Annotated in this window: 22 protein-coding genes; 9 read left to right on the forward strand and 13 right to left on the reverse strand. The window is 62.1% G+C overall.

Annotated features, from left to right (window positions below):
• Positions 1-49: 49 nt before the first annotated feature.
• The 7 genes from GYK42_RS11945 (at position 50) to GYK42_RS11975 (ending at position 8,307) form a co-directional block, all read left to right on the forward strand.
• The gene (locus GYK42_RS11945; protein ID WP_166447679.1) at positions 50-1,309 is read left to right on the forward strand and encodes an ABC transporter substrate-binding protein; all 1,260 of its coding nucleotides are present in this window, start codon (positions 50-52) and stop codon (positions 1,307-1,309) included.
• Positions 1,310-1,324: 15 nt separating this feature from the next.
• Complete coding sequence (locus GYK42_RS11950) at positions 1,325-2,194, forward strand: carbohydrate ABC transporter permease (protein ID WP_166447680.1); 870 nt, start codon at positions 1,325-1,327, stop codon at positions 2,192-2,194.
• Between the two features lie 13 nt (positions 2,195-2,207).
• Complete coding sequence (locus tag GYK42_RS11955; RefSeq protein ID WP_166447681.1) at positions 2,208-3,044, forward strand: carbohydrate ABC transporter permease; 837 nt, start codon at positions 2,208-2,210, stop codon at positions 3,042-3,044.
• A gap of 26 nt (positions 3,045-3,070) precedes the next feature.
• Complete coding sequence (locus GYK42_RS11960; protein WP_166447682.1) at positions 3,071-4,399, forward strand: MFS transporter; 1,329 nt, start codon at positions 3,071-3,073, stop codon at positions 4,397-4,399.
• Between the two features lie 14 nt (positions 4,400-4,413).
• On the forward strand, positions 4,414-5,547 hold the full coding sequence (locus tag GYK42_RS11965) for an ABC transporter ATP-binding protein (protein ID WP_166447683.1): 1,134 nt from the start codon (positions 4,414-4,416) through the stop codon (positions 5,545-5,547).
• A 160-nt stretch (positions 5,548-5,707) separates the two neighbouring features.
• Positions 5,708-7,024 (forward strand): tetratricopeptide repeat protein, encoded by a 1,317-nt coding sequence (locus GYK42_RS11970; RefSeq protein WP_046685317.1) that lies wholly within the window; start codon positions 5,708-5,710, stop codon positions 7,022-7,024.
• Positions 7,025-7,104: 80 nt separating this feature from the next.
• A complete protein-coding gene (locus GYK42_RS11975) occupies positions 7,105-8,307 on the forward strand; it encodes a DUF5009 domain-containing protein (RefSeq protein ID WP_166447684.1) in 1,203 nt (400 codons plus the stop codon).
• Here GYK42_RS11975 and GYK42_RS11980 read toward each other — a convergent pair.
• The 3 genes from GYK42_RS11980 to GYK42_RS11990 all read right to left on the reverse strand — a co-directional run bounded on the left by GYK42_RS11980 (position 8,304) and on the right by GYK42_RS11990 (position 15,065).
• On the reverse strand, positions 8,304-9,425 hold the full coding sequence (locus GYK42_RS11980; protein ID WP_166447685.1) for an acyltransferase family protein: 1,122 nt from the start codon (positions 9,423-9,425) through the stop codon (positions 8,304-8,306). The genes GYK42_RS11975 and GYK42_RS11980 overlap by 4 nt on opposite strands.
• Positions 9,426-9,488: 63 nt before the next feature.
• Complete coding sequence (locus GYK42_RS11985) at positions 9,489-12,203, reverse strand: TonB-dependent receptor (RefSeq protein ID WP_166447686.1); 2,715 nt, start codon at positions 12,201-12,203, stop codon at positions 9,489-9,491.
• Positions 12,204-12,380: 177 nt separating this feature from the next.
• Positions 12,381-15,065: a TonB-dependent receptor gene (locus GYK42_RS11990; RefSeq protein WP_052755880.1), complete on the reverse strand. Its 2,685-nt coding sequence runs from the start codon at positions 15,063-15,065 to the stop codon at positions 12,381-12,383.
• Between the two features lie 387 nt (positions 15,066-15,452).
• Between GYK42_RS11990 and GYK42_RS11995 the strand changes: the two genes are divergently transcribed.
• Entirely contained in the window at positions 15,453-16,193 is a 741-nt protein-coding gene (locus tag GYK42_RS11995; protein WP_046685321.1) for a GntR family transcriptional regulator, read from the forward strand.
• 167 nt (positions 16,194-16,360) lie between these two features.
• On the opposite strand, the gene GYK42_RS12000 is transcribed toward GYK42_RS11995, so the two are convergent.
• The 10 genes from GYK42_RS12000 to rpsP form a co-directional block, all read right to left on the reverse strand.
• On the reverse strand, positions 16,361-17,821 hold the full coding sequence (locus GYK42_RS12000) for a carbon-nitrogen hydrolase family protein (RefSeq protein ID WP_166447687.1): 1,461 nt from the start codon (positions 17,819-17,821) through the stop codon (positions 16,361-16,363).
• On the reverse strand, positions 17,818-18,636 hold the full coding sequence (locus GYK42_RS12005; protein ID WP_166447688.1) for an AraC family transcriptional regulator: 819 nt from the start codon (positions 18,634-18,636) through the stop codon (positions 17,818-17,820). The genes GYK42_RS12000 and GYK42_RS12005 overlap by 4 nt, the downstream gene beginning before the upstream one ends.
• A gap of 87 nt (positions 18,637-18,723) precedes the next feature.
• Positions 18,724-19,173 carry a CBS domain-containing protein gene (locus GYK42_RS12010; RefSeq protein ID WP_166447689.1) on the reverse strand — a complete coding sequence of 150 codons (450 nt, stop codon included), beginning with the start codon at positions 19,171-19,173 and terminating at the stop codon, positions 18,724-18,726.
• Positions 19,174-19,254: 81 nt separating this feature from the next.
• Positions 19,255-19,590 (reverse strand): DUF3579 domain-containing protein, encoded by a 336-nt coding sequence (locus GYK42_RS12015; protein ID WP_029496213.1) that lies wholly within the window; start codon positions 19,588-19,590, stop codon positions 19,255-19,257.
• A gap of 224 nt (positions 19,591-19,814) precedes the next feature.
• Positions 19,815-20,774 (reverse strand): CobD/CbiB family protein, encoded by a 960-nt coding sequence (locus tag GYK42_RS12020; RefSeq protein WP_166447690.1) that lies wholly within the window; start codon positions 20,772-20,774, stop codon positions 19,815-19,817.
• 97 nt (positions 20,775-20,871) lie between these two features.
• On the reverse strand, positions 20,872-21,531 hold the full coding sequence (locus GYK42_RS12025) for a CoA pyrophosphatase (protein WP_034759862.1): 660 nt from the start codon (positions 21,529-21,531) through the stop codon (positions 20,872-20,874).
• Positions 21,532-21,612: 81 nt separating this feature from the next.
• Entirely contained in the window at positions 21,613-21,996 is a 384-nt protein-coding gene (gene rplS, locus GYK42_RS12030) for a 50S ribosomal protein L19 (protein WP_010395528.1), read from the reverse strand.
• Between the two features lie 133 nt (positions 21,997-22,129).
• Positions 22,130-22,876, reverse strand: coding sequence for a tRNA (guanosine(37)-N1)-methyltransferase TrmD (trmD, locus tag GYK42_RS12035; RefSeq protein WP_166447691.1), 747 nt, complete (start codon positions 22,874-22,876; stop codon positions 22,130-22,132).
• A gap of 50 nt (positions 22,877-22,926) precedes the next feature.
• Complete coding sequence (gene rimM / locus GYK42_RS12040; RefSeq protein ID WP_058051091.1) at positions 22,927-23,484, reverse strand: ribosome maturation factor RimM; 558 nt, start codon at positions 23,482-23,484, stop codon at positions 22,927-22,929.
• Between the two features lie 13 nt (positions 23,485-23,497).
• Complete coding sequence (gene rpsP / locus GYK42_RS12045) at positions 23,498-23,749, reverse strand: 30S ribosomal protein S16 (RefSeq protein WP_010395524.1); 252 nt, start codon at positions 23,747-23,749, stop codon at positions 23,498-23,500.
• A gap of 278 nt (positions 23,750-24,027) precedes the next feature.
• Here rpsP and GYK42_RS12050 point away from each other — a divergent pair, with 278 nt between their 5' ends.
• Entirely contained in the window at positions 24,028-24,462 is a 435-nt protein-coding gene (locus GYK42_RS12050) for an NINE protein (protein ID WP_046685328.1), read from the forward strand.
• Positions 24,463-24,482: the final 20 nt, after the last annotated feature.

Genomic DNA, 24,482 nt, shown 5'->3' on the forward strand with positions numbered 1-24,482 from the left:
CCCGCGCCGCGGACTCATGGACATTGGAGCGCCACGCTCCAGGATAAAAATGACGATCAAGAGACTGTTGGCGGTTGTTGCCTGCGCGGGCCTGCTCGCGCCGCAGGCATGGGCTGCCGAGAAAATCGAATTCTGGACCTTCAGCATGAAGCCCAAGTTCACGCCGTATTTCAATACGGTGGTGGCGCGCTATGAGGCGCAGAATCCCGGCGTCAAGATCGAATGGATCGACTTCCCGTGGGACGTCATCCAGACCAAGCTGGTCACGCGCATCGTGGCCGGCACGCCGCCCGCACTGGTCAGCCTGAACGTGCCATGGGCCGACGAATTTGCGCGCGACGGCTTGCTCACGCCAGTCGATGGCCTGATCCAGGAAGCGCGCGCCAGCTTCATTCCCAGCGCCCTGGACGACTTGCGCTTCAAGGGCCGCACCTACGGTTTTCCCATGTACAGCAATGTCGCGGTGATCGCCTTCAATAGCGCCATCTTCAAGCAGGCGGGTCTCACGCGCGGCCCCGCCAGCCTCGATGAACAGCTGGCGTACGCGCGCCAGATCGCGCAACGCACGGGCAAGGCCGGCATCGCCCCCGCCCTGTCAAAAATCGACGGCCTGTTCATGCAGCAGGGCCTGGCCGTCATCACAGACAACCGCGCCGTCTTCAATTCGCCGCAGCACGTGGCGCTGGTACAAAAGCTGGCCGACACCTACAAGGCCGGTGGCCTGCTGAAGGAAAGCCTGTTCGCCGAAGACAATTTCCCGGCCGTGATCGACGCCTACAAGGGCGGTCGCCTGGGCATGCTGCTGGCGCCGCCGACAGCCATGCAGCGCATCCGCGGCGACGCGAAAGACATCTACGCCATCACCGACGTGGCGCCCGCGCCGCTGGGCCCCACCGGCATCGCCGACGGCGGCTGGCTCGTGCATTTCGCCATTCCGAAAGGCGTGCCGGCGCGCCAGCTGCCATCGGTGGGCAAGTTCGCGCGCTTCCTGACGAACGACGCCAACCAGCTGGAATTCGCGCGCCAGGCCAGCGTCTTTCCCACCACCGTCAAGGCGGCGGCAGATCCATTCTTCCTGTCCACGCCGGCAAACGCGGGCGCGGCTGAAAAGGCGGTGGCCGCCGGCGCCCTGTCGATGGGCCACTCGCGCACCCTGTACGTGGCCGGCATCGACGACTACGACGAGCTGCGCCGCTCGCTCGTGAAAGCCGTCGAAGCAGGCGTGACGGGCAAGCAGGATGTCAAGCAGGCGCTGGACCAGGCCGTCGCCATCTGGAACCGCAAGCTGGCCACCCTGCCGCGCCATTAAGGCAACAAGGACACCATGAAACTCGCCCATCGCCATACCTTGCAAGCCTGGCTGTTCCTCGCCCCGGCCCTGCTGCTGCTGGCCGCCTTTTCCTTCTGGCCCGTCGGCTATGGCTCCGTGCTGGCGTTTACCGATTACAGCCTGATACGCGAGACGCGCTTCGTCGGCCTCGATAACTTCCGCTACATCTTCAACAACGAGATGTTCGTCTCGGGCCTGAAAAATTCGCTGATGTTCTTGCTGATGGTGCCCTTCGTGCAGGTCGGCGCCATCGTGCTTGCCGTCCTGGTGAACAACCGCCTGCCCGGCATCCGCCTGTTCCGCGCCGCCTTCTACGTGCCCGTGGTGACCACCGTCTCCGTGGTCGGCATCATGTGGGGCTTCATGTTCCACGAACAGGGCGCGCTGAACTACGTGATGATGACGTTAAGGCTGGTGAACGCGCCCGTGGGCTGGCTGACGAACGACAGCCTGGCCCTGTTTGCCGTCATGTTCGTCACCCTGTGGCGCGGCCTGGGCTGGTACATGGTGATGTACCTGGCGGCCTTGCAATCGATCCCGTCGGACATGCAGGAGGCGGCCATGCTCGATGGCGCCAACCGCTGGCAGCGCTTCTGGAAGATCACCGTGCCGATGCTTCGCCCGACCATCATGCTGTGCTCCATCCTGTCCGTGCTGGCGGCCCTGAAGGCGTACCAGGAAGTCGACGTGCTGACCCAGGGCGGGCCGATGAATTCCACCTTCACGGCGCTGTACTACGCGTATGACCAGGGGCTGAAGCACTTGAAACTGCCGCGTGCGCTGGCGGCCAGCTTCGTCGTCTCGCTGTTCTGCATCGGCATCGCCCTGCTGTGCCTGCGCTATCTGAAACCGAAGCACCGCTGACACGGGAATGACCATGAAAAACCGCTCCCGCCCCCTGACAACGCGCCTGCACATCCTGGGCCACTACGCCGTGCTGTGCGCGATCGCCGTCGTCTGCGTCTTCCCGTTCTGGTGGACCCTGGTGACGGCCATTTCCACGGAAGGCAATATCTTCGCCTTCCCGCCCACCTTCTGGCCGAAGGCGCCGTCCTTGGCCAACTTCATCGAAGTGTTCAAGGCGATCCCGATCTGGTCGTTCTTCAAGAATTCCGTGCTGATCGCCGTGTTTACCGTGTTCTGGAAACTGCTGCTGTGTTCACTGGCCGCGTATCCGCTGGCGCGCCTGAAATTCCGCGGCCGCAAACTCGTGTTCGGCCTGATCCTCGCTACCCTGGTGCTGCCGTCGGAAGTGAACTTCCTCGTCAACTTCATCACCATCACGCAAATGAGCCTGGTCGACACCTACACGGGCGTGATCCTGCCCAACGTGGTGACGGCCGTGGCCATCTTGCTGCTCAAGCAGGCGTTCGAGGAAGTGCCGCAAGACCTGATCGACGCGGCGCGTGTCGATGGCGCGTCCGAGTGGGTCATCTTCAGCCGCATCATGCTGCCCCTGATCACGCCATGGCTGGCCACCGTCGGCATCCTGACGGCCGTCGAATCGTGGAATGAATACATCTGGCCGTCCATCGTCATGAGCAAGCCCGATGAATTCCCCCTGTCGGTGGGCGTGCTGTACTTGCGCGGCACGTTCGGCAGCAGCACGCGCGTGATCGCCGCCGGCACCCTGATCACCATCGTGCCGACCCTGCTCGCCTTCCTGTTTACCCAACGCTTCTTCATGCGCGGCATGGACGGCGCAGTCAAATGAAAACGTCTCTCGATAAGGAAGCCTCCATGCACGACCAGCGCATCAGCATCAGCAAGAAAGTCCGCAGCCCGATCACCTGGGTACCCACCTTGTACTTCGCCCAGGGCCTGCCGTTTTACGCCGTGGCCCTGGTGGCCGGCCTGATGTTCAAGAGCATGGGCGTGCCGAACGACCAGATCGCCCGCTGGACGGGCCTGATCGGCTTTGCCTGGGTCTTCAAGTCGCTATGGAGTCCCTTCCTGGAACTGGCGTCGAGCAAGAAGACCATGGTGGTCCTGTTCCAGTTTCTCGGTGGCCTGAGCCTGGGCCTGATCGCGCTGGCGCTGCAAACGCCGCTGTGGTTCGCCGCCTGCATCGCCGTGCTGTTCGTCGCCGCCCTGGCCTCGTCCACGCACGATATCGTCTGCGACGGCTTGTACATCGCCAGCCTGTCGGACAAGCAGCAGGCCGCCTACGCGGGCTGGCAAGGGGCCTTCTTCAACGCCGGCAAATTCATTTCGCTGGGCGGCCTGGTGATCCTGGCCGGCTACCTGGAGAAAAAAATCGGCATCAAGCCGGCATGGTCGGTGATCTTCCTGATCATCGGCGCCATGATGCTGTCGCTGGCCGCGTACCACTTGTGGGCGCTGCCGCAGGTGCGCAACGCGGCCGTGACCGACAAGAGCGTGGCCGGCATCAGCCGCACCTTGTGGGACGTACTGGTCGACTTCCTGAAAAAACCGGGCATCTGGGGCATGATCGCCTTCATCATCCTGTTTCGCGCCGGCGAGGCGCAAGTGCAGACCATCGGCCCGCTGTTCCTGCGCGAAGCGCGCGAACTGGGCGGCCTGGGCCTGTCGACGACGGAAGTGGGCGCCGTCTACGGTACGGCCGGCACGGTCGCTTTTCTGCTCGGCAGCATCGGCGGCGGCTATTTCACTTCCTGGCTGGGCCTGAAACGCGCCATGTTCTTCCTGATCCTGGCCATGAACTTGCCCAACCTGGTGTTCTACTACCTGAGCCACAGCATGCCGACCGACCTGACCCTGATCACCGCCGCGCTCAGCGTGGAAATGTTCGGCTATGGCTTCGGCTTCGTCGGCCTGATCCTGTTCATGATGCAGGTCGTCTCGGTCGGCAAGTACCAGACGGCCCACTATGCATTCGCCACCGGCGTGATGCAGCTCGGTTCCGTGCTGTTCAAGATGATCAGCGGCGACATCCAGACGGCGCTCGGCTACAAGACCTTTTTCCTGTGGGTGCTGATATCGGCCATCCCCGTACTGGTGCTGTCGCGCTTCATGCGCATCGGCCCGAAGGATACCTCCAACCCATCTGACGCCGGCGCCACCTCTGCACCGGCCAGCGCAAGCTAGGATAGAAGCATTTCATGGCACATATCGCTTTAAAGAACATCGTCAAGCTGTACGACGACAAGCACCCCGTCATCCACGGCATCGACCTCGATATCCGCGACGGCGAATTCGTCGTCTTCGTGGGGCCATCGGGCTGCGGCAAATCGACCCTGCTGCGCATGATCGCCGGGCTGGAAGACATCACGGATGGCGAGCTGCATATCGGCGGCCAGCTGGCCAACGATATCGCGCCGGCCGAGCGGGGCCTGGCCATGGTGTTCCAGAGCTACGCCCTGTATCCGCACATGACGGTGTTCGAGAACATGGCCTTCGCCCTCTCCCTGGCCGGGCATAAAAAGGCCGAGGTGCGCGCCGCCGTCGAGCGTGCGGCCGACATCCTGCAGATCACGCCTTTATTGAAACGCAAGCCGAAGGACCTGTCGGGCGGCCAGCGCCAGCGCGTGGCCATCGGCCGCGCCATCGTGCGCAAACCCAAGGTCTTCCTGTTCGACGAACCGCTGTCGAACCTCGACGCCTCGCTGCGCGTGCAGATGCGCGTGGAAATCTCGCGCCTGCACCAGGAATTGAAGACGACCATGATCTACGTCACGCACGACCAGGTCGAGGCCATGACCCTGGGCGAGCGCATCGTCGTCTTCAACGGCGGACGCATCGAGCAGGTGGGCAGTCCGCACGAACTGTATAACAATCCCGGCAACCTGTTCGTGGCCGGCTTCCTCGGCGCGCCGAAGATGAACTTCGTCGCTTGCGAGGCCGTCGCCTCTGGCCCCGGCTCCGTGGCCGTACGCCTGCCTGGCGGCGCCGTCATCGACGTCGAAGCGCAGGGTGAGACCGTGGCGCCGGGCGACCAGCTGACCCTGGGCGTGCGCGCCGAACATGTCAGCCTGCAGCAAGGCAGCAATGCGGGCGACAACGTGGTCGACGCGGCCGTCAGCCATGTGGAATACCTGGGCGACGTGGCCATCGTTTACGCCAGCATGCCGGGGGTGAACGATATGCTGGCCGTCAAGCTGCCGGCCGAGGAAGGCTTGCGCCACGCGGGCGACGCCATGCGCCTGCACCTGCCGCCGCAGCGCTGCCTGCTGTTCGATGCCAAAGGGCAAGCCCTGGCGCGCACGTTTGCCGCACCCGCTCAGCCGTTTATGTGACAATAGCCGTTTTGTATCATGCCGCTTCTGTTTGACTTGTGCAGGCAGACCGGCATAAATGTGTTTTTTCGAGCTTCCTTGCCCCTCTGGCAATGCTACTACACGATGTTGCGGCTGCCAGTGCCGGTGCGTATTTTTGTTATTGATTGAAGGATTGACCATGTCCCAATTCCGTCTTGCACGCCTTAGCCTGCTCCTGGCCGCCATCGGCCTGAATGTCTTGCCAGCCCTGTCGCACGCGCAGGAGGCCAAGCCGGCCGCCGCTGCCGGTGCACCTGCCGCCGCGCCTGCCGATACGGTGCGCCCTGAAGTGTTCAAGCTGCTCGATCCGGACGCCGTGAAGGCGTCGATGGATGCGAAAAACTACGCCGACGTGCAAAGCCGCATCGACCAGGCTGCCGCCATTCCCGCCCTGACGCCGTACGAATTGTTCGTGCTGAACCGCCTGCGCGTGGCGCTGGCGTCGACCACCAACAATGCGCCTATGGCCATGACGGCGCTGGAAGCGGTCATCGAATCGGGCAAGCTGGAAAAAAAGGTACAAGGCGATTTCATCCAGGCGCTGGCCAACTACCACTACAACGCCAAGGATTATCCGAACGCCATCAAATGGTTCACCCGCTACCAGACGGAAACCGGCGATGTGGCTGGCGTGCGCCAGTACATCATCCGCGCCTACTACTTCAGCAATGATTTCGCGCGCGCGAAACAGGAACTGATGGCCGACCTGACGGCCAAGCAGCAAGCGGGCAAGACCCCGACAATCGAAGAACTGCAATTGCTGGCCAACACGGGTTCGAAAAGCAAGGATCCAGCCACCTACCTGGTCGCCATGGAAAACCTGGTGCGCTACTACCCGTCGGATGACTACTGGAGCGATTTGCTGAGCCGCACGCAAGGCAAGGCCGGCTATTCCGACCGTTTCGCGCTCGACGTGCTGCGCCTGCAATTCAAGGCCGTGGGCACCATGCCGCCGCAAGATTACAGCGACATGGCTGAAATCGCCTTGCAGAACGCCTTCCCGACGGAAGCGAAAAAAGTCCTCGACGCGGGCTTTGCCAAAGGCGTGCTGGGCACGGGCGCAAATGCCGCCAAGCACAAGAAACTGCGCGACCAGGCCAACAAGGCTGCCGCAGACGACGCGAAAAACATCGCCAGCGGTGAAGCATCGGCCATGAAGAGCAAGGATGGCACGGGCTTGATCAACCTCGGCTACGCCTTCGTGACGATGGACCAGTTCGACAAAGGTATCGACCTGATCCAGAAAGGCATCGCCAAGGGCGGCCTGAAGCGTCCGGAAGATGCCAAGCTGCGCCTCGGTTACTCCTACGCGATGGCCGGCAAGAAAGACGACGCCATCAAGGTACTGGAAACGGTCAAGGGTGGCGATGGCGTGGGCGACCTGGCCCGCTACTGGATCCTGTGGCTGAACCGTCCTGCCACCGCAGCGGCGGCGCCGGCAGCAGCGGCACAGTAATTCCCGCTCCCAGCAATATGCGCAAGGCAGTTCCCGGTTCACGCCGGGGCTGCTTTTTTTTCGACCTTTTTCCTCCTTCCATGCCGCCAGCCACCGTCGCCACTGCCACCGTCGCCGAACGATTGATCAGCCTGGACGCGTTCCGCGGCTTCGTGATCGTCATCATGATCTGGGTTAATTACCTGGCCGGCATGCCCCGCATCGCCTGGTGGCTCGAGCATGCGGGTCCCCGCGCCGATGGCATCACCATGCCCGACCTGGTCTTTCCCGGTTTCCTGTTCATGGTCGGCATGGCCATACCGCTGGCCTTGCAGCGCCATTGCGGCCACGTCACGCCAGCCCTGCTGGGGCGCCTGCTGTGGCGCTCCGCCAGCCTGATGCTGGCCGGCGTCGTGCTGGCCAACGCCTACCGCTACGATGCGCAGGCGGCGCCGCTGCCGCACGCTGTGTACTTCCTGCTGTTTTACGTGGCCATGATGCTGCTGTGGCGCCAGGGCGCGGGCAAGCTGGAGCTGGCTGCAGGCGGCGTCCTGATGCTGTTCCTGCTGGCAACGTTCCGCGGCGAACTGAACGCGGAGTTTTCCAGCACCTGGCTGCAACCGTCGTGGTGGGGCATCCTCGGCATGATAGGCTGGTCCTATTTGCTGTGCAGCCTGCTGTACCTGGCGTGCCGGGGCAGCGGCACGGCGCTGATGGGCGTATTTTCCCTGCTGCTCGTGCTGTACATGGGCGGCATGGCGGGCAGCCTCGATTTCCTGCCTGCAGGCATCAACGCCTTCGTCAACGTGCCGCAAGTACTCGGTTCGACGGCGGCCAATGTACTGGCCGGCACCCTGGTGGGCCAGCTGTTTCTGCGCGGCGCCGCCCTGAGCCATGGGCAGCGCATCCGTTTCATGGCGTGGTTCGCGCTGGGCCTGTTCGCGGCCGGCATGCTGCTGCGGCCATATCACCACATCAACAAGATCGCGGCAACGGAATCCTACACGCTCGTGTGCAGCGCCCTCATCCTGGCCCTGTTCCTCGTGTTTTATGTCGTCATCGACGTGTGGCGCTGGCGCGCCTGGGCCGTGGTGCTCTTGCCCGCTGGCACCAATGCCCTGTTCGCCTACATCGTGCCCGACCTGTGGCAGCAACTGGCGGCCGTGCTGCACTTGCCGCCAGTCTGGTGGCCGTATCTGGCGACGGGCGGCGCGGCCGGCCTGTGGAACGCGGCCGCCGTCACCGCCCTGATGCTGCTCTTCACCGCACTGGCCACGCGCTACGGCCTGAAATTGAAATTCTAGACCTTGATGTAGATCTTGCGCTTGTCCATCGCATACGCGATCAGCCAGCACAGCAGCATGAAGCTGACGGCAAACAGCAAGGAGCCCACGCGGGCCGGCGCCCAGCCCGTAAACCAGTGCTGGTACAGCCACTGGTACAGGTTGCCGCCGCCGATGCGCACGGTAAAGGCGATGATCACCAGCACTTCCGACACCAGGTAAATGAATAGCGTGTTCTTGCCGAAGACTTCAAAAAAGTAGGTCCAGCCCGTGACCTTGCGCAGGTCGATGACGAACATCAGCAGCGCCAGCAGCAGCAAGTCGAGGCCGATACCGAGCATCACATAAGAGCTGGTCCACAGTTTCTTGTTGATCGGGAACACCTCATTCCAGCACAGGGCCACGGCCACGCAGATGACGCCAGCCACCACCAGCCGATACAGCGCGGCACGCAGATGCGCCGGCGCCGTCTGGCGCACGAAGCTGCCCGCCAGGTAGCCGGCAATCACGTTGACGATAGCGGGCAAGGTGCCGAGGATGCCTTCCGGATCGAAGGCGATGCCTTCGCCGTGGTACAGGTGGCTGTCACCCAGCAAGATCAGGTCCAGCTTGGCCGGCGCGTTGCCGTGCAAGCTGTAGTCGCCCCAGGTCGCCAGGATGGCCCAGTAGCCGAGCAAGGCGCAGGCGCTGAAGACGAGCGCGCCGCGCGTCTTCCAGTAATGCAGGATCAGGGAAGCGGCCAGGTAGCACACGGCGATGCGCTGCAGCACGCCGGGAATGCGCGTGTGCGACAGCGGCGACCAGGCGAACTGGCCCGCATCGTCGATCTTGAAGAAGGGGAACCAGTACAGCAGGAAGCCCAGTAAAAAGATCAGCACGCTGCGCTGGCACAGCTTGGCCAGCACGGTGCCATGGCCGAGATTTTCATACTTTCCCAGGGCAAAGGCCAGCGCATTGCCGACGACAAACAAAAAGCTGGGAAACACCAGGTCCGTGAGGGTAAAGCCATGCCATTCGGCATGCAGGAACGGCGCATACACGCTGCCCCAGTCGCCCGGAGTATTGACGACGATCATCAGGGCGACGGTCAGGCCCCGCAGGACGTCGAGGGCGAGGTAGCGTTGGGAAGCAATAGTCATGGTCAAACAATTCCAAAAGAAAAAAGCCGGCTCCCCGCTTGTGGCGGAAAGCCGGTAAAAAAACTATAACTTGGCGCGCAGGCCAAAGTAAAACTGCCGGCCGTTCGAGTACAGGGCCGTCGGCTGGTCCTGGTTGGCGCCGTAATACTTGAGCACCGGGTTATTCAGGTTCAGCACATCGAAGGTCAGCGAATAGCGCTCGTCGATCTTGTAGTTGAGCGACGCGGCCAAGTTGCCCACGCCGTGCACGTACTGGGGCGAGCTGCTGAACAGGCCGGCCAGGAAGCTGGAGCGGTAGGTATAGGCCAGGCGCGCGCTCAGGCGCTCATCCTCGTAATAGCCTTCCAGGTTGTAAGTGCCGCGCGAACTACCCACCACGGCGGCCCCATCGTCGGCCTTGCCATTCGTATAGGTGTAATTGCCCACCACGCCGAAACCGCCCCACAAGCCTTGCTGGTAACTGAGTTCCACACCCTTGTTCTTGGCGCCGATATTCGTCGGCGACTGGATCACATAGGTGTTGAATTTCTTGAAGGTATTATTGTAGTAGCTCACGGGCGCCGTACCAAACGTCACGTACGATTTCATGTCCATGTAGAAGGCGCCCACCGACAACATGGCCTTCGGCGCGAAATACCATTCCAGGGTGGCGTCGTAGTTGGTCGAGCGTATCGGTTTCAAGTCCGGATTGCCGCCCGTGCCCGTCAGCAGCTGGTCGTTCAGGTTGACGGCGCCCACCAGCGCGCTGTAGTCGGCGCGCGCCATGGTTTTCGCCACGGCCGCGCGGGCCACCAGGTCCTTGCTCAAGTCAAACTTGATGTTCGCGCTGGGCAGGACATCCGTGTAGCTGTGCTTGACGACGGTGGGCGTGTAGGTGCCGAAAATATTTTCCTGGCCGATCGGATTTTCGCCGCCCGGCACGTTCGTCACCGTCGTCTGCTGCGTGCGCACGACGCGCACACCGACGTTGCCGCGCCACTTGTTGCCGGCCAGGTTGGCCATGATATAGGCCGCGCTATCCTTTTCCTTCACGTCCAGCTCGGCCGGCCAGTTGCGCGAATTCGGCCCGCCCGAATTGTCGTATTTGTTGGCCCACGCCACCAGGTCGGCCGGATCGAGCTGCCAGTAGCGGCCCTGCGCGCTGCCGCCCAGGCCCTTGCCGTAATCGCCGGGATAGGTGCCGCCATTCCACTTAGGCAAGGGCGCATTCGTCGTACCATCGCACACGGCGCAACTGCGGTTTTCCGGCCAGGACACATTGCGGTGGTGTTCCGCGTAGCGCGCGCCGAACTTCAGCGATTCCAGCACGCCATAATCCATGCTCAGCTCGCCATCGGCCTGGCCATATTTTTCCGTATCCAGGGTTTCCACATGCGAACCCCAGGCCGATGCCGTAACCGCGTTGGAGAATTTGGAAATGTCGAGGCCCGGAAAATTCAGCCTGGCCGGCGACAGGCCGTTCAGCTGGTAGGACACGCCCACGCCCGTCAAGCCCGCCTCATAGCCGAGGTCGACTGGCGTCTCGCCAATGCCGCGCGTGTAGCCGAGGCTGCCCGTGATGCGCAGGCGCTCGCTGGCGCGGTAGCTGCCATTGAAGTCGATATAGGCGGTCGAGGAGTTCGAACCGGGACGGTAGATCTGGTCGACCAGGGCCGGATACAGCTGGCCGTTGTACGGCGTGGTGGCGTTAGCCAAAGGAAATTGCGACGCGGGAAAATCGGCCGCCACCAGGGTATTGTTCTTGACCGTAAACCTACTGGGAATCACGCCCACGTGCTTGCCGTCATTGTCGACGGCATTCAGGTTGGCGCCCGGCTGGTTATAAAAGCTGCGGTTGTAATTGGCCGCGTCCAGCTTGGAATAGAAGCCGTTAACGTCCAGCATAAGATCGGAAGTAGGCTTGAATTGCAGGTCGACGCTGCCGCCCTGGCGCTTGCGTACCTGTTCGAACAGGGCCGAGTTGATGCCCAGCGGCGCCAGCACGCCGGCCAGTTCCGGATATTTCTGCGCGGCCGGGCTGTTGGCGTCGATGGCGCCATAGCCGAAGAATTCCTGGCCGTCACGGCGCTCGTGGCGCTTTTCGGAAAACACCTGGAACAGCACGCCCATGGTCTTCGCTTCGTTCTTCCAGTTGAACAGGGCATTCATCTGCGGATCGGTCTTGCCCGGCAAGTCCGCATAGATGGCCTGCACGGCCAATTCCGCCGTGAACGGCTGCTTGAAACTGAGCGGCTTGCGCGTCTCGATATTGATGGAGCCGGCCACCCCCCCTTCCACCAGGTCGGCCTGCGCGCTCTTTTGCACGGTGACGCGGCTGACGATTTCCGACGGCAGCAAGGCAAAGCTGACGCTGCGCCCCACGGTGCCCACCTGGTCGGTGACGAACCAGTCGCCCGTACCCACGGCGTGGCCGTTGATCAGGGTTTGCGTCAGGCTGGGACTGGTGCCGCGGATGCTGACCCGGTCATTTTCCGAGAAGCCGCCCTCGCCGCCGGCCGACGAGGAAATATTCACGCCCGGCACGCGCTGCACGGCGTCGGCCACGTTCTTGTCGGGCAGCTTGCCGATGTCTTCCGCGCTGACGACGTCGATCACGGAATCGCTGTTGCGCTTCTGGCTCAGCGACTGTTCCAGCGAGGCGCGGATGCCGGTGACGACGACTTCCTGCATGGCCGGAGTGGTGAACTGGGCTTGCTGCGCCTGGGCCGCCATGCTCATGGACAGCAAGGCGGCAGCGGCGGCGATGGGGTGTAGTACGGGGTGCAAACGACTGTTCATAGACTCCTCGTTATAGATGTCCGCCACGGTGGCGGGACGGTTTTATATGAGTACAGACGGCAGGCGCCCAGCCAGCGGGCGTCGAAAAAAAAGGCAAGCTCCCGAAACAGGAACTTGCCTTGAAAAGACCGAGGAAGAGCGGGCCTGACGCGGGTGCATCAGGCCAGATCGTCTTGCTTACAGCTTGGCGCGCAGGCCCAGGTAGAAGGTACGGCCGTTGCTATAGAAAGCGCGTGGCTGATCCTTGTTTTCCGCATACATCTTGATGGTCGTGTTCGTCAAGTTAAGCGCATCGAACGTGATCGTGAAGTGTTCGTTGATCTTGTAGTTGAGCGAACCGGCCAGGCCGCCCGCGCCGGCAACGTGCTGGCTGGCGCCACGGTCCACGCCCGCCTTGTAGGCGGAACGGTAGTTGTAGGCCAGGCGTGCGCTGAGGGCGTTGGCTTCGTAGAAGGCCGTCAGGTTGTACGTGCTGCGCGATGCATTGACCAATTCATCACCATTGTCCAGCTTGCCGTCGGCATAGGTGTAGTTGGCCAGGATGCCGAAGTCGCCGAACAGCGGTTGCTGGTAGCTGAATTCCGCGCCCTTGTTCTTGCCGCTGGTATTGAATGGCGACGTGATCTGGTACACGGCATTGGCATTGCGCTTGCTGTTGAAGTACGTGGCGTTGACGGTACCGTTCGACACGACCGATTTCAGGTCCATGTAGAACAGGCCCACCGAGAAAGCCGACCTCGGTGCGAAATACCATTCGGCGCTGACTTCGGCGTTGTCCGACTTAACCGGGTTCAGGTTGACGTTGCCGCCGCTGCCGCTCAGGGCATCGTCGTTCAGCGATACCGAACCGCCCAGCGCGCTGTAGTCGGGACGGGCGATGGTGCGGGCCACGGCGGCGCGCACGACCAGGTCGTTGCGCACATCGAACTTGATGTTGGCGCTCGGCAGGTAGTCGTTGTAGCTGCGCTCATACAGGTGCTGCGAGTATGCGCCCCAGTCGGAACCGGTGATCGGGCCGCCGGCCTGGTTTACCAGGGTCGACTGCTTGGTGTGGACGGCGCGCAGGCCGAAGTTACCGCTCCAGTTGTCGCCCGTCAGGTTGGCCATGGCGTAGACAGCCGAGGTTTTTTCCTTCAGCTTGAACTCGTCGGTCCAGTTATGGCGGCGCACGTAGTCGAACAGGCGGTTGCCAGGTGCGGCGCCCCACGCGCCCAGTGCCGAACCGTCGTACTTGAAGTAGTTGCTCGACAGATTGCCGCCCAGGTTGTTGGCGAAGTCGCTCGGGTACATCGAGCCATTCCACGCCGGACCTGGATTGGAGAAGCCCAGGGCGCCCGGACGGGTTTCAAACGGATGCTCGGCATCGCGCTTGTGATCGGTCAAACGGCCGCCGAACTTGACCGAATCCCAGATACCGGAAGACAGGCGCAGCTCTGCATCGATCTGGGCATATTTTTCCTGGTCGACGGAACGCGATTCGCCGCCGCCGGCCCATGCCGTCGAGCCTGGCTTATTGGTGGTGCCACCAGGATAGGAAACGCTGGCCGGGCTCAAGCCGTTCAATTGATACACCATGCCGCCATCGACGTTGTTCTGGTAGTACACATCGTCACGGTCATAGCCGACGCCGTGGGTCTTGCCCAGTTTACCCGTCAGTGTCAGGTCCTTGGTGGCGCGGTACTTGAAGTTGAAATCGAGATAGTACGATTCGCCGCCAGCGTCAGGACGGTAGATATTGTCGACTTCGCCCGAGTTCCTGGCGAAGGTGGCGCCTGTCAGCGTGCCATTCTTGACCGTGTAGTTGGTCGGCACCTGGCCGGTCGACACGCCTTTGTCGTCGGTGCTGTTGATCGAGTTGGCAGGCGCGGCCAGCCAGTTGGTGTTTTGATGCGGCGCCTTCAGTTGCGAGTAGAAGCCGTTCACATCCAGGGTCAAGTCCTTGCTGGGCTTGAATTCGATGTCGAATGCGCCGCCTTCGCGGGTTTTCTTTTGCTCGAACAGGCTGGCGCCGATAAAGGTCGGCACTTTCACGCCAGCCAGTTCAGGATGGGCCTTGGCCGCGTTGCTGCCTGCGGCGATCGGCGTGTAGCCGAGGATTTCCTGGCCATCGCGGCGCACGGTCGATTTTTGCGAAAAGCCTTGCAGCATGATGCCCAGGGTATTCGTGTCATTCTTCCAGTTCACCAGCCCGGAGAACTGCGGGTCGGTCTTGCCGGCCAGGTCATTGTGGAAAGCCTGGATCGAGCCTTCCGCCGTGATCTGGTTCTTGAATTCCAGCGGACGGCGAGTGATCACGTCGATCACGCCGGAGACGCCGCCTTCAGGCAGGTCCGCCGTGGCGCTCTTGTGCACGACAACGGAGCTCACCAGTTCCGATGGCAGCAGGGAGAAGCTGCTGCTGCGGCCGACGTTGCCGCCAAATTGATTCAAGACAAACCAGTCGCCCGTGCTGATGGCATGGCCGTTGAACAGGGTTTGCTGGAAGCTGGGGCTGGTGCCGCGCAGGCTGACGCGGTCGTTTTCGCCGAAGCCGCCTTCGCCACCGGCCGATGATTGGGTATTCACACCTGGCAGGCGCTGGATCGCGTCGGCCACGTTACGGTCTGGCATCTTGCCGATATCTTCGGCGGTGACCACTTCCACCACGGAATCCGCATTACGTTTTTGCTTCAGCGATTTTTCCAGCGAGGCACGCACGCCGGTCACCGTCACCACGGTGGCCACGTCTTCGGCTGGCGCTTCCTGCGCCTGTGCCGAAAAGGACAGGCCGGCGACCATCACGGCAACGGCCGCAGCGATCGGCGTACGGCTGCGCGAGCCGGATTTCACGACGGCAGCTGCAGGTGTCAAATTGCGTTTCATGTACTCCCCCTTGATTTAGGCTCCAGGATTGGAACCTTTTCATTTTTAACGTAGGTCTTCTTTCCAGCCCGCCACTCTCACCGGCATGCTGCAGACCCTTCGGCACAACCACTTACAAAACCAATTCAACGCCAATATACTACTATCCAATACCAGAATACTACCAGTTGCAACTTTTTTTTTATAACGTTGTTTGAATCACACAGACCACTTCAGCTGAATCAATCTGTAGCCCGTAAGACCGGGGAAAGTACCAGTGAGGGCACGTATAAATTGCCGGCCTGATAATTCAAATTGGTTTTACAACGGTCTTTTTTGGTATTATCCAGCGACACAAAACAGATACAGAGCGCGTCTGCAACGCGCCGTAACGGAGACCCTCAGCGTATGACAACCCTGGCTCACATCATGCAAGGCCTGGGGCAGACGAGCAGCCTGCCCCTGTACCAGCAACTGCAGCGCGCGCTGCGCGAAGCGATCGACAAGCGCATCCTCGGTCCCGACGAAGCCCTGCCGGCCGAGCGCCAGCTGGCCAGCGACCTGGCCGTCTCGCGCATCACCGTGCGCAAGGCCATCGATGGCCTCGTCAACGAGGGCTTGCTGGTGCGCCGTCCCGGCTCGGGCAATTTCATCAATACGCGCATCGAGAAAAACTTCGCCAAGCTGACTTCGTTTTCCGAGGACATGCGGGCGCGCGGGCGCACGCCGCGCAGCGTGTGGCTCAAGCGCGCAGAAGGCACCGTGACGCCGGAAGAGGCCTTGCGCCTGCGGCTGTCGCCGGGCGCGCCCGTGTACCGCTTCCACCGCATCCGCTATGCGGACGAGGTGCCGATGTGCCTGGAATACGCGACCATCGTCGCCAGTTGCCTGCCGGCGCTCGACGCCGTCGATATCTCCATGTATGACGCGCTGGAACAGGCGGGCAACCGGCCCGTGCGCGCCTTGCAGCGCCTGAGCGCGCTTTTATTGACGGGAGAGCAGGCCAGCCTGCTGCAGGCGGAGGAAGGCGACGCGGGCTTGTCGGTGGAAAGGCTGGGCTTTTTGCGCGATGGCCGCGCCGTGGAATTTTGCCGTTCCTACTTCCGCGGCGATATGTATGACTTCGTGGCGGAATTAAGTACCAATTAATATCAGCTGCCCCATTTCGCCAATACCAGATAACACCACTTATTGCAGTGCAATATATATACCGGCAAAGCGCGGATATATGCACGGCAATGGTGCAATCATAGTCGGCGATTATGTAGCCGCGTACGTGGAATATAAAGGAAGGCTGCGCAATGCGGTTTTGCGCGTCAGAGTGCCGGCGCGGCGCGGCGCACGCACAGCAACATCACGCCCAGCGCCACGCACAGCCAGCCGAACAGCGGCCCCATCCAGCCAGCCCAGGTAACGACGGACGGGTGCGCCGGCAGCGGCGCCAGCAAGGTGCTGCCCGGCATGGCGCTGCTGGACCGCTCCTCCAGCACGCGGCCATACGCATCGCTGACCGTCAGCTTGCCTTCGCGCGCCGCGCGCAGCACGGCATAACCGTTTTCCACGCCGCGCACGACCGTCATGCGTGCGCCCATCCAAGCGTCGAGCTGGAAATCCCAGGCCGGCACCAGCATCGTTTGCGCCCCGGCCGCGCCATACGCGTGCCCCAGGGGCGCGAAATGCATGTCCTTGCAGATGGCCAGGCCCATGGCCTGGCCCGCCACCGGCTGCACGGCATACGCGCCGCCAGCAAGAAACTCGCGCTCGGGCGGCGCCAGATGATGTTTTTGATAGCTGACGGGCGCGCTCCCATCGGGCGCGAACAGCCAGGCCAGGTTGCGCCGGCCGCCAGCATCCTGCACGCCGATCCCCACGGTGATCCACGCTCCCGTGCCACGCGCCAGCGCCTGGAAACGCTGCCGCACGGCGTCCGCCTGCGCGGGCGCCAGCACGGCTATCTTTTCCGGCAACAGCACCAGCTGGGCGCCCTGCCCGGCCAGTTCTTCGACGTGGCGCGCGTACTGCTCCCAGACGGCTTGCGCGCGCGCCGGCGGCGTGGCCGGGCCGATAAAGTCATCGATGGCCACCAGGCCTGCCAGCGGCCCGGCTGGCGCCGGCGCACCGTGCACGCGCCAGGCGCCGCCGGCGAACGCGGCCAGCAGTACCAGCGCAGTGGCGAACGCCGCTGGCGCATACGCGCGGCCGCCCGCCAGCAGCAAGGCCAGCGCGGACGGCGCCAGGCACAGCAAAAACAGCAGGCCAGGCACGCCCGCCAGGGCCGCCACCTGCAGCACGGTAATATTATCCGCCTGCGAATACGCGAGGCTGCCCCAGTTACCATCCGGCAGCAAGGCCGCCATCACCGTATCGATGGCAACCCACAGCACGGGATACGCCAGCACCGTCCAGCTTGCCCGGTAGCGCAGCACGAGACGCCGCGTGGCCAGCACCACCAGCAGCCACAGCAGTGCCTTGACGGCGATCATGGCCAGCACGGCCGACAAAGGCATGAGCAGGCGGAAATAGACGACGTTGGATGACAGCCCCAGCGCGGCGGCCAGCAACGTCATCCAGGCCGCATCGCGGCGCGACGAGCGCAGGGCCAGCCACAGCACGGGCAGCGGCGCGCACCAGGCCAGCCAGCCCAGCGGCTGCGGCCCCAGCACCCAGTACAGGGGCAGGCCCGCCGCCAGCGCGGCGGCAATTTGCAACAGGCGCTGGCGCAGCGCAGTGCCGCCGGCAAACAGGGCCGGCGCAGACAAGGTATTGGAGATCATCATGTTTTCAAGGGAAGCCAGATTTCCACGCCGCCGTTGCCGCTGGCGGGATCGAAATTCTGGTTGTAGCGTTCAAAATCGGGCGCGTCGGCCACTTCCAGGCCCGACTGGGGCAGCCACTCGTTCCACACCGCATGCCAGGTGGTGCGGATGGTGGAAATATGCCCACGGTGATGGAACACGGCATAGCGCTGCGGGGCGATGCGCAGCCGTATCCAGCCATCGGGGGCCTGGGAAAAGTCGCTCACCGGCATGGCGCACAGGTAATCGAAATTGCCCGCGTCGTCATTGTTGCAGCACACGCCATACACCAACTGGCCGGGCGCCACATGGGGCAGGAAGCGCTGCCACAGGGCGGGAATGCCGGCAGCCGTCTCTGCGCGATAGCGTTCGACGAGACCCGCCACCAGCAAGGCGGGGCCCTGCTCGAAACGGGGCGCTTCCAGGGGCACACCCGGCACCACATCCATTTTGATGGCGTCGACCAGCGCGAGGTTGGCGACGTGGCGCTGGGCCCGTACCTTTTCCGGCGTGACATGGAACTGGTCGCGGAAGGCCCGCGTAAATGCTTCATGGGAACCGTAGCCGGCCTGCAGCGCGACGGCGAGGATGTCTTGCGCGCCCTGGGCCAGCACACGGGCAGCCTCGCTGAGCCGGCGCGCCCGCACATAGCGCATCACGGAGTGGCCCGTGGCCAGGCCAAACGCGCGCGTCAGGTGGCACGGCGAAGCGCCGCCCACATGGGCGATGTCACCGAGCGAGAGATTCTCCGCATAATGCGATTCGATATACCAGAGTGCCTTGGCCAGAGTGTGCATGGACGCTTCCCGTTGAACGAGCAGCGACTGTAGCATTTTCAGGGGGCCGCGACTTGACCGGAATTGCGCAATGCGGGCGAGCGGCTCCTATTTTCGCGTGCGCTTTTCGTATACCAACTGGCCGCTGCTGATCCGCGCCAGCTCCGCCATTTCCTGGGCCAGGAAGGCGAGCAGGTCGTCGATGCTGACGACGCCGGAGAGCGCGCCCAGGCTGTTGACCACGGGCAAGCGGCGGATGCCGTTGACGCGCATGCGTTCAATGATGTCGTAGACGTCTTCGTCTTCGCTGGCCGTGAGCAATTGCGGGCTCATGATGTCGCCCACCAGCAGGCTGGCGGGGTCGAGGCCCAGAGCGATGACGGAAATGACGATGTCGCGGTCGGTGAGGATACCGATGGGGACGCGCTCGCCATTCGGCTGTTCGGCCACGATCAGGTCGCCCACGTGATGCTGACGCATCAGCAGCGCAGCGTCTTGCACGCTGGTGTCACGCTGGCAATGGATGGTGTGCAGGGTACAGATGTCGCCGATGCGCATGTCGCCACTCCGTTTGAGGCAGAGTGTCCACGCTACGCCATCCCGCCGTGGCGGGTTTGAGGCACATCAATGAAACAGGTCTTACTTTTCTTCGGGCGGCGGCAGGAAGCAGGCTTCGACGATTTGCAGGTCGTTATCCTTGGCAAATTCGCGCACGAAGTGAAACGCCATCGGCTCGATCTCGCGCAGCTTGGTGTTGACCACCACCGACTTGACGCCATTGACGACGGTCGGGCGCACGTAGGGCGAATACTGGAGGTGCGCATTGCGCCCGCCACCTTCGGGATTGAAACAGGACATCACTCCACAAAGGCGCTCGGCCCAATCGCTGGGTCGGAATTGCTTGCCATTGCTGGTGAGACCAAGGATGAAGAACTCGTCTGAGAGTTCCCCTGTTTTTTGAGATAACTCGGCCATGTGGCTTGTCGGGACTGGATTGCGTGAATGGCCCCGGCGGGTAGGCCGGGATGGTAGTCAACTACGTTTGCTGCGGTAAGCCAGTATTATATCTTATAGAAGACTTGGGTTCTACCTCGATCTGCCCTGACGATGCAAACAGGGGCCGGCACGCGTAACGCGCCAGCCCCTATTTTAACCCTGTTCCACGCGCAAGGCGCATGGATGGCGCGTGTGCGCCCGCGTCAGCCGAGGAAAACGGCGCCCGACATCAGCAACAGCAGCAGCATCCACAGCAGCAAGGCGCGCCATACCAGGCCCACCGTGCTCTGCAAGGCGCGCGCGCCCGGCTCTTCGCCTGGCAGAATATCGCTTTCGCTGTCGCTGTCATCGACGGCCATGTCCGGCGTGACAAGCACGCGGGCCGCCGTTTCCGCTGGCGTGCCCAGGCGTACGCCCATGGCGCCGCCGCCGGCCGTCAGGATGATGCCGATGGCCTCGTCCTGCCAGCGCTGGGCGAAATTGCGCCAGGCGTAGATGGCGTCCTCGAAATTGCCGACCACGGCAAACGCCACGGCCGTCAGGCGCACGGGAATCCAGTCGATCCAGTAAAAGGCGCGCGCGGCGAACTGGCCGAACGCTTCATTGCGCATGTGCTCGGGTTCGTTCCAGGCTCGCGCCAGGTATTCGGCCACGCGGTACATTACGGCGCAGGCAGGGCCCAGCGGCATGAGGAACCAGAAAAACACGCCAAAGACATTGCGGTGCGTGGTGACCAGGGCTTTTTCCACGGCGATGCGGGCGATTTCGCTCGCTTCCATGCCCACCGTGTCGAGCTTGGTCCAGTCGGCCAGCAAGGTGCGCGCGGTCGCTTCGTCGCCGGCGCTCTGGGCCAGCTGGATGGAGGTAAAGTAATGGCTGTAGTGACGGAAGCCCAGGGTCAGGTAGACGATGAGGACGTTCCAGGCAAAGGCCAGCAGGGTCAATTGGTAGTGGAGCAAAATCCAGTACACGCCTGCCGTCGGCACCATCAGTACGCCGATCATGAGGAACCAGCCCATGCGGCCATGGTTGGCGTGGCCGGCATTGAACCACGTCTCCATGCGCATTGCCAGGCTCTTGATTTCGGCGTAGATCGGATTGTCCGCGCGCAAAGGTTTGAGCTGCTCGATCAGCAATGCGCAAAGTATGGAGAGAAATGTCATCAAACGTCCTTTTTGTCTTTTTCAGCAATACCGCAATGCCCGCTACGATAGCGCAGTGCAGTGCTGGAATCAAACTTATTACGTGCGGGACGCCATTTTACGCGCGCAAGAGGTGAAACAGATTGCGCAGCATGCCGGCCGTGGCGCCCCAGATGTAGAAGCGCTCGTACGGCATGGCGTAGAACGAGCGCCGTCCTCCCGGCAACTCCACCGACAGGCGCTGATGGTTGAGGCCATCCATGAGGAAAGCCAGCGGCACTTCGAAGATTTCCGCCACTTCGGACGGGTCGGCGCGCAGCTCGAACGGCGGCGTCACCAGGCCCACCACGGGCGTGACCTGGTAGCCGGTGCCGGTCAGGTAGTCGGGCAAACAACCGAGCACTTCGATGTGTTCGCGCGCCAGGCCCACTTCTTCTTCCGTTTCACGCAAGGCCGTGGCGATGGGCGACGCATCGAAAGCTTCGCTGCGCCCGCCGGGAAAGCTGACCTGCCCCGCATGGCTGCTCAGGTGGTCCGTGCGCATGGTCAGCAAGATGGTCAAGCCTTGCGGGCGTTGCACCAGGGGAATCAGCACGGCGGCGCGCACGGGCACGGCGCGGGCGGAAAGAAAATCCTGGGTAATCTCGGGCTGCCAGTCGGGCTGTTCGGCCAGGCGCTGGCGCAGCCAGTCCGGCGTCAGGCGCACGGCGTCCAGCGCCGCCTCGCCGGCGATCGAATCGATGGCAAGTTGTTTGGGATCAAATGCGATGGTGGCCATGGCAGCTTGCCTCAATAGCAATTTAGAATAAAAAAAGGGGCACCATAACCGGCACCCCTTTTCCCAACGCAGACGCTGATATTACGCGCTTGCTTTCGCCACAACGCGGCGATTTGGCAATTTTTCTTTGATACGCGCCGATTTACCCGAACGCTCACGCAGATAGTACAGCTTGGCGCGGCGAACATCACCACGGCGTTTCACTTCGATCGAAGCGATCAACGGCGAGTACAGTTGGAACGTACGCTCGACGCCTTCGCCGGACGAGATCTTGCGAACGATGAAGTTCGAGTTCAGGCCACGGTTACGACGGGAGATAACGACGCCTTCGTAAGCCTGGGCGCGCTTGCGCGTACCTTCGACTACGTTGACGCTGACGATAACGGTATCGCCTGGTGCGAATTCAGGAATGGTTTTACCCAGACGAGCAATTTCTTCCTGCTCTAATTGTTGAATCAAGTCCATTTTTAACACTCCGAAAACCATCATGCCGGCGCACTGTGGATAGCGATGTATCCGCCCGGTAGAGGATGGGTATTACCAATTTGGGCAACATGCCCGGCACTACTGGCCACCCTGCCGGCCGTCCGGAGACGGCTTACAGGCTGGCCAAGAATTTTTCGTCGGTCTTGCTGAGCAAGCCGGCGGCGCGCGCACTGACCAAGAGGTCAGGCCGCTTTGTCGCGGTCGCTTCCAGCATGCGCTGGCGGCGCCACTTGACGATCTCGGCATGATTACCACCCATCAAGACGGGCGGCACGGCCATGCCTTCATACGTTTCCGGCCGCGTGTAGTGCGGCGAATCGAGCAAGCCATTGACGAAGCTGTCCTCGATGGCCGATGCCTCGGTGTTCAAGACACCCGGCAACAAACGGATCACCGCGTCCATCAGCGCCATGGCAGGCAATTCACCGCCCGACAAAACGAAGTCGCCGACGCTGATTTCCTCGTCGACGCAACGATCCAGCAAACGCTGGTCCACGGCTTCATAGCGGCCACACAGGATCACCAAACCAGCTTCGGCTTTCAACTGTGTGACGCGCTCATGCGTCAACGGACGGCCTTGCGGCGACATGAACACCACGCGGGGCGCCGCCAGTCCCAATGCGGTCTGGCGTTGCTTCGCGGCGTTAATTGTCGCTTCGAGGGGACGGGCCATCATCACCATGCCGGGGCCGCCGCCATACGGGCGGTCATCCACGGTACGGTGATTGTCGGTGGTGAAATCACGGGGATTCCACAGCGACAAGCCACATTTCCCCTGCTCGAAGGCGCGCCGGGTCACACCCGACTGCGTCAGCGCGGCAAACATTTCCGGGAACAGGGTCACGACATCAAATTGCATCGCTCACCATCCTGCAAAGTTTGCCCGGCGCATTGTTAAGCGCAGGCGGTTTAATAATCGAGGCCCCAGTCGACCGTGATCTTGTTGGCAGCCTTGTCAACGTTAATGACAAACTGGCCAACAAACGGGATCAGGCGCTCAGGCGCCTTTTCAACGGTCTCATCGGCAGTGGCGACGGGCGTAACGCGCAAGATCGACTGCGGACCATTGCTCATCATGTCGTGCACTGTGCCGAGGCACTCGCCTTGCAAATTCTCGACTGTCAGTCCGATCAGATCGGACCAATAAAATTCATCGGCCGTCAGCGTCGGGAAATGGCTACGCGGAATTTGCACAGAGACGCCTTTCAGCGCTTCTGCGGCATCCCGCCCGACCACACCCACCAGCTGGGCCACGACGTCGCCGCCGTGTAACTTCGCTTGCCTGACTTGAACATCATGCAAGGTCGGTTTATCAAACCACCAGGTTTTGACGCTTAATAATGCATCCGCATCGTCGGAGAAAGGAGTGATCCTGACTCCGCCAGCAATGCCATAAGCACCGGAGACATAGCCTACCTGTACCAGGTCATCGGGGACTTTCACCCCGGATGCAGTCTTGACCGTCAAACCAGTGATCTAATTAAGCTGCTGCTTTGTTGTTGCTAGCTACCAGGCGAGCAACGGTTGGCGACAATTGTGCGCCAACGCCTTGCCAGTAGGCCAGACGGTCTGCGGTGATACGCAGTGGAACTTCGCCACCTTGCGCCATCGGGTTGTAAAAACCGATACGCTCAATGAAGCGACCATCGCGGCGATTGCGCGAATCAGTAGCGACGATGTTGAAGAACGGGCGCTTCTTGGCGCCTCCACGAGCTAAACGAATAACGACCATAATATTTCCAAAAAGTGTGCTGAGGCGGAAAAAGCCGCAAATTATAGCGCGCTTTACCGCCAGGCAGCAAGCGTTATGATGACGGGCGTGTAATTTGGGCTAATCAAACATTATGACCAGTCATGGCCGAAGACGCAATAGGCGCGTGCGTCTATCGTGCCGCCGATGCCACGTCCAGGCGGCGCCGGCATCGCCTGAACACGGCACGAAAGTGCTATCGTTGCAGCAGCGAATGACCGATACTGGCAATCTTTACCGATGAGCAACTCTGGAGTCCCATGACCACCGCCACCATTTTGCAACAGTCGCACAAGAACAAGGCCTTCACGGCACTGCTGGCCTTCCTGCTGGGCATGCTGGGCGCCCACCGCTTCTACCTGCACGGCGCCAAGGACCGCTGGGGCTGGCTGCACCTGGCCGCACTGCCAGCCTCCCTGCTGCTGCGCCAGCTGTTTCCCGATGCCGACTGGTTTTACCAGATCCTGCCGCTGACCCTGTCCGCCCTGGGCGGCTTCCTGGAAGCGCTGGTGCTGGGCCTGATGCCGGACGACAAGTGGGATGCCCGCTACAACGCCGCATCAAGCCGCCTGTCGGACACGGGCTGGCCCCTGGCCGTCGTGCTGGTCGCTACCTTGATGCTAGGCGCGGGCGTGCTGATCGCCACCATGGCGCGCCTGTTCGACTTGCTGTACACAGGCGGCGCCTACGGTTAATTTCCATGCGGAAAATGGCT

Origin of the sequence: Janthinobacterium lividum (genome assembly GCF_011601275.1) — a bacterium.
Lineage (GTDB): Bacteria > Pseudomonadota > Gammaproteobacteria > Burkholderiales > Burkholderiaceae_D > Janthinobacterium > Janthinobacterium lividum_E.

Coding starts and splice junctions, on each gene's coding strand:
- GYK42_RS11965 (WP_166447683.1), top strand. CDS start 4,414: ATGGCACATATCGCTTTAAAGAACATCGTCAAGCTGTACGACGACAAG.
- GYK42_RS11945 (WP_166447679.1), top strand. CDS start 50: ATGACGATCAAGAGACTGTTGGCGGTTGTTGCCTGCGCGGGCCTGCTC.
- GYK42_RS12050 (WP_046685328.1), top strand. CDS start 24,028: ATGACCACCGCCACCATTTTGCAACAGTCGCACAAGAACAAGGCCTTC.
- GYK42_RS12010 (WP_166447689.1), bottom strand. CDS start 19,173: ATGCGCATCGGCGACATCTGTACCCTGCACACCATCCATTGCCAGCGT.
- GYK42_RS12000 (WP_166447687.1), bottom strand. CDS start 17,821: ATGATGATCTCCAATACCTTGTCTGCGCCGGCCCTGTTTGCCGGCGGC.
- GYK42_RS11970 (WP_046685317.1), top strand. CDS start 5,708: ATGTCCCAATTCCGTCTTGCACGCCTTAGCCTGCTCCTGGCCGCCATC.
- GYK42_RS12005 (WP_166447688.1), bottom strand. CDS start 18,636: ATGCACACTCTGGCCAAGGCACTCTGGTATATCGAATCGCATTATGCG.
- trmD (WP_166447691.1), bottom strand. CDS start 22,876: ATGCAATTTGATGTCGTGACCCTGTTCCCGGAAATGTTTGCCGCGCTG.
- rpsP (WP_010395524.1), bottom strand. CDS start 23,749: ATGGTCGTTATTCGTTTAGCTCGTGGAGGCGCCAAGAAGCGCCCGTTC.
- GYK42_RS11980 (WP_166447685.1), bottom strand. CDS start 9,425: ATGACTATTGCTTCCCAACGCTACCTCGCCCTCGACGTCCTGCGGGGC.
- GYK42_RS12025 (WP_034759862.1), bottom strand. CDS start 21,531: ATGGCCACCATCGCATTTGATCCCAAACAACTTGCCATCGATTCGATC.
- GYK42_RS12015 (WP_029496213.1), bottom strand. CDS start 19,590: ATGGCCGAGTTATCTCAAAAAACAGGGGAACTCTCAGACGAGTTCTTC.
- GYK42_RS11975 (WP_166447684.1), top strand. CDS start 7,105: ATGCCGCCAGCCACCGTCGCCACTGCCACCGTCGCCGAACGATTGATC.
- GYK42_RS11950 (WP_166447680.1), top strand. CDS start 1,325: ATGAAACTCGCCCATCGCCATACCTTGCAAGCCTGGCTGTTCCTCGCC.
- GYK42_RS11960 (WP_166447682.1), top strand. CDS start 3,071: ATGCACGACCAGCGCATCAGCATCAGCAAGAAAGTCCGCAGCCCGATC.
- GYK42_RS11955 (WP_166447681.1), top strand. CDS start 2,208: ATGAAAAACCGCTCCCGCCCCCTGACAACGCGCCTGCACATCCTGGGC.
- GYK42_RS11985 (WP_166447686.1), bottom strand. CDS start 12,203: ATGAACAGTCGTTTGCACCCCGTACTACACCCCATCGCCGCCGCTGCC.
- GYK42_RS12020 (WP_166447690.1), bottom strand. CDS start 20,774: ATGACATTTCTCTCCATACTTTGCGCATTGCTGATCGAGCAGCTCAAA.
- GYK42_RS11990 (WP_052755880.1), bottom strand. CDS start 15,065: ATGAAACGCAATTTGACACCTGCAGCTGCCGTCGTGAAATCCGGCTCG.
- GYK42_RS11995 (WP_046685321.1), top strand. CDS start 15,453: ATGACAACCCTGGCTCACATCATGCAAGGCCTGGGGCAGACGAGCAGC.
- rplS (WP_010395528.1), bottom strand. CDS start 21,996: ATGGACTTGATTCAACAATTAGAGCAGGAAGAAATTGCTCGTCTGGGT.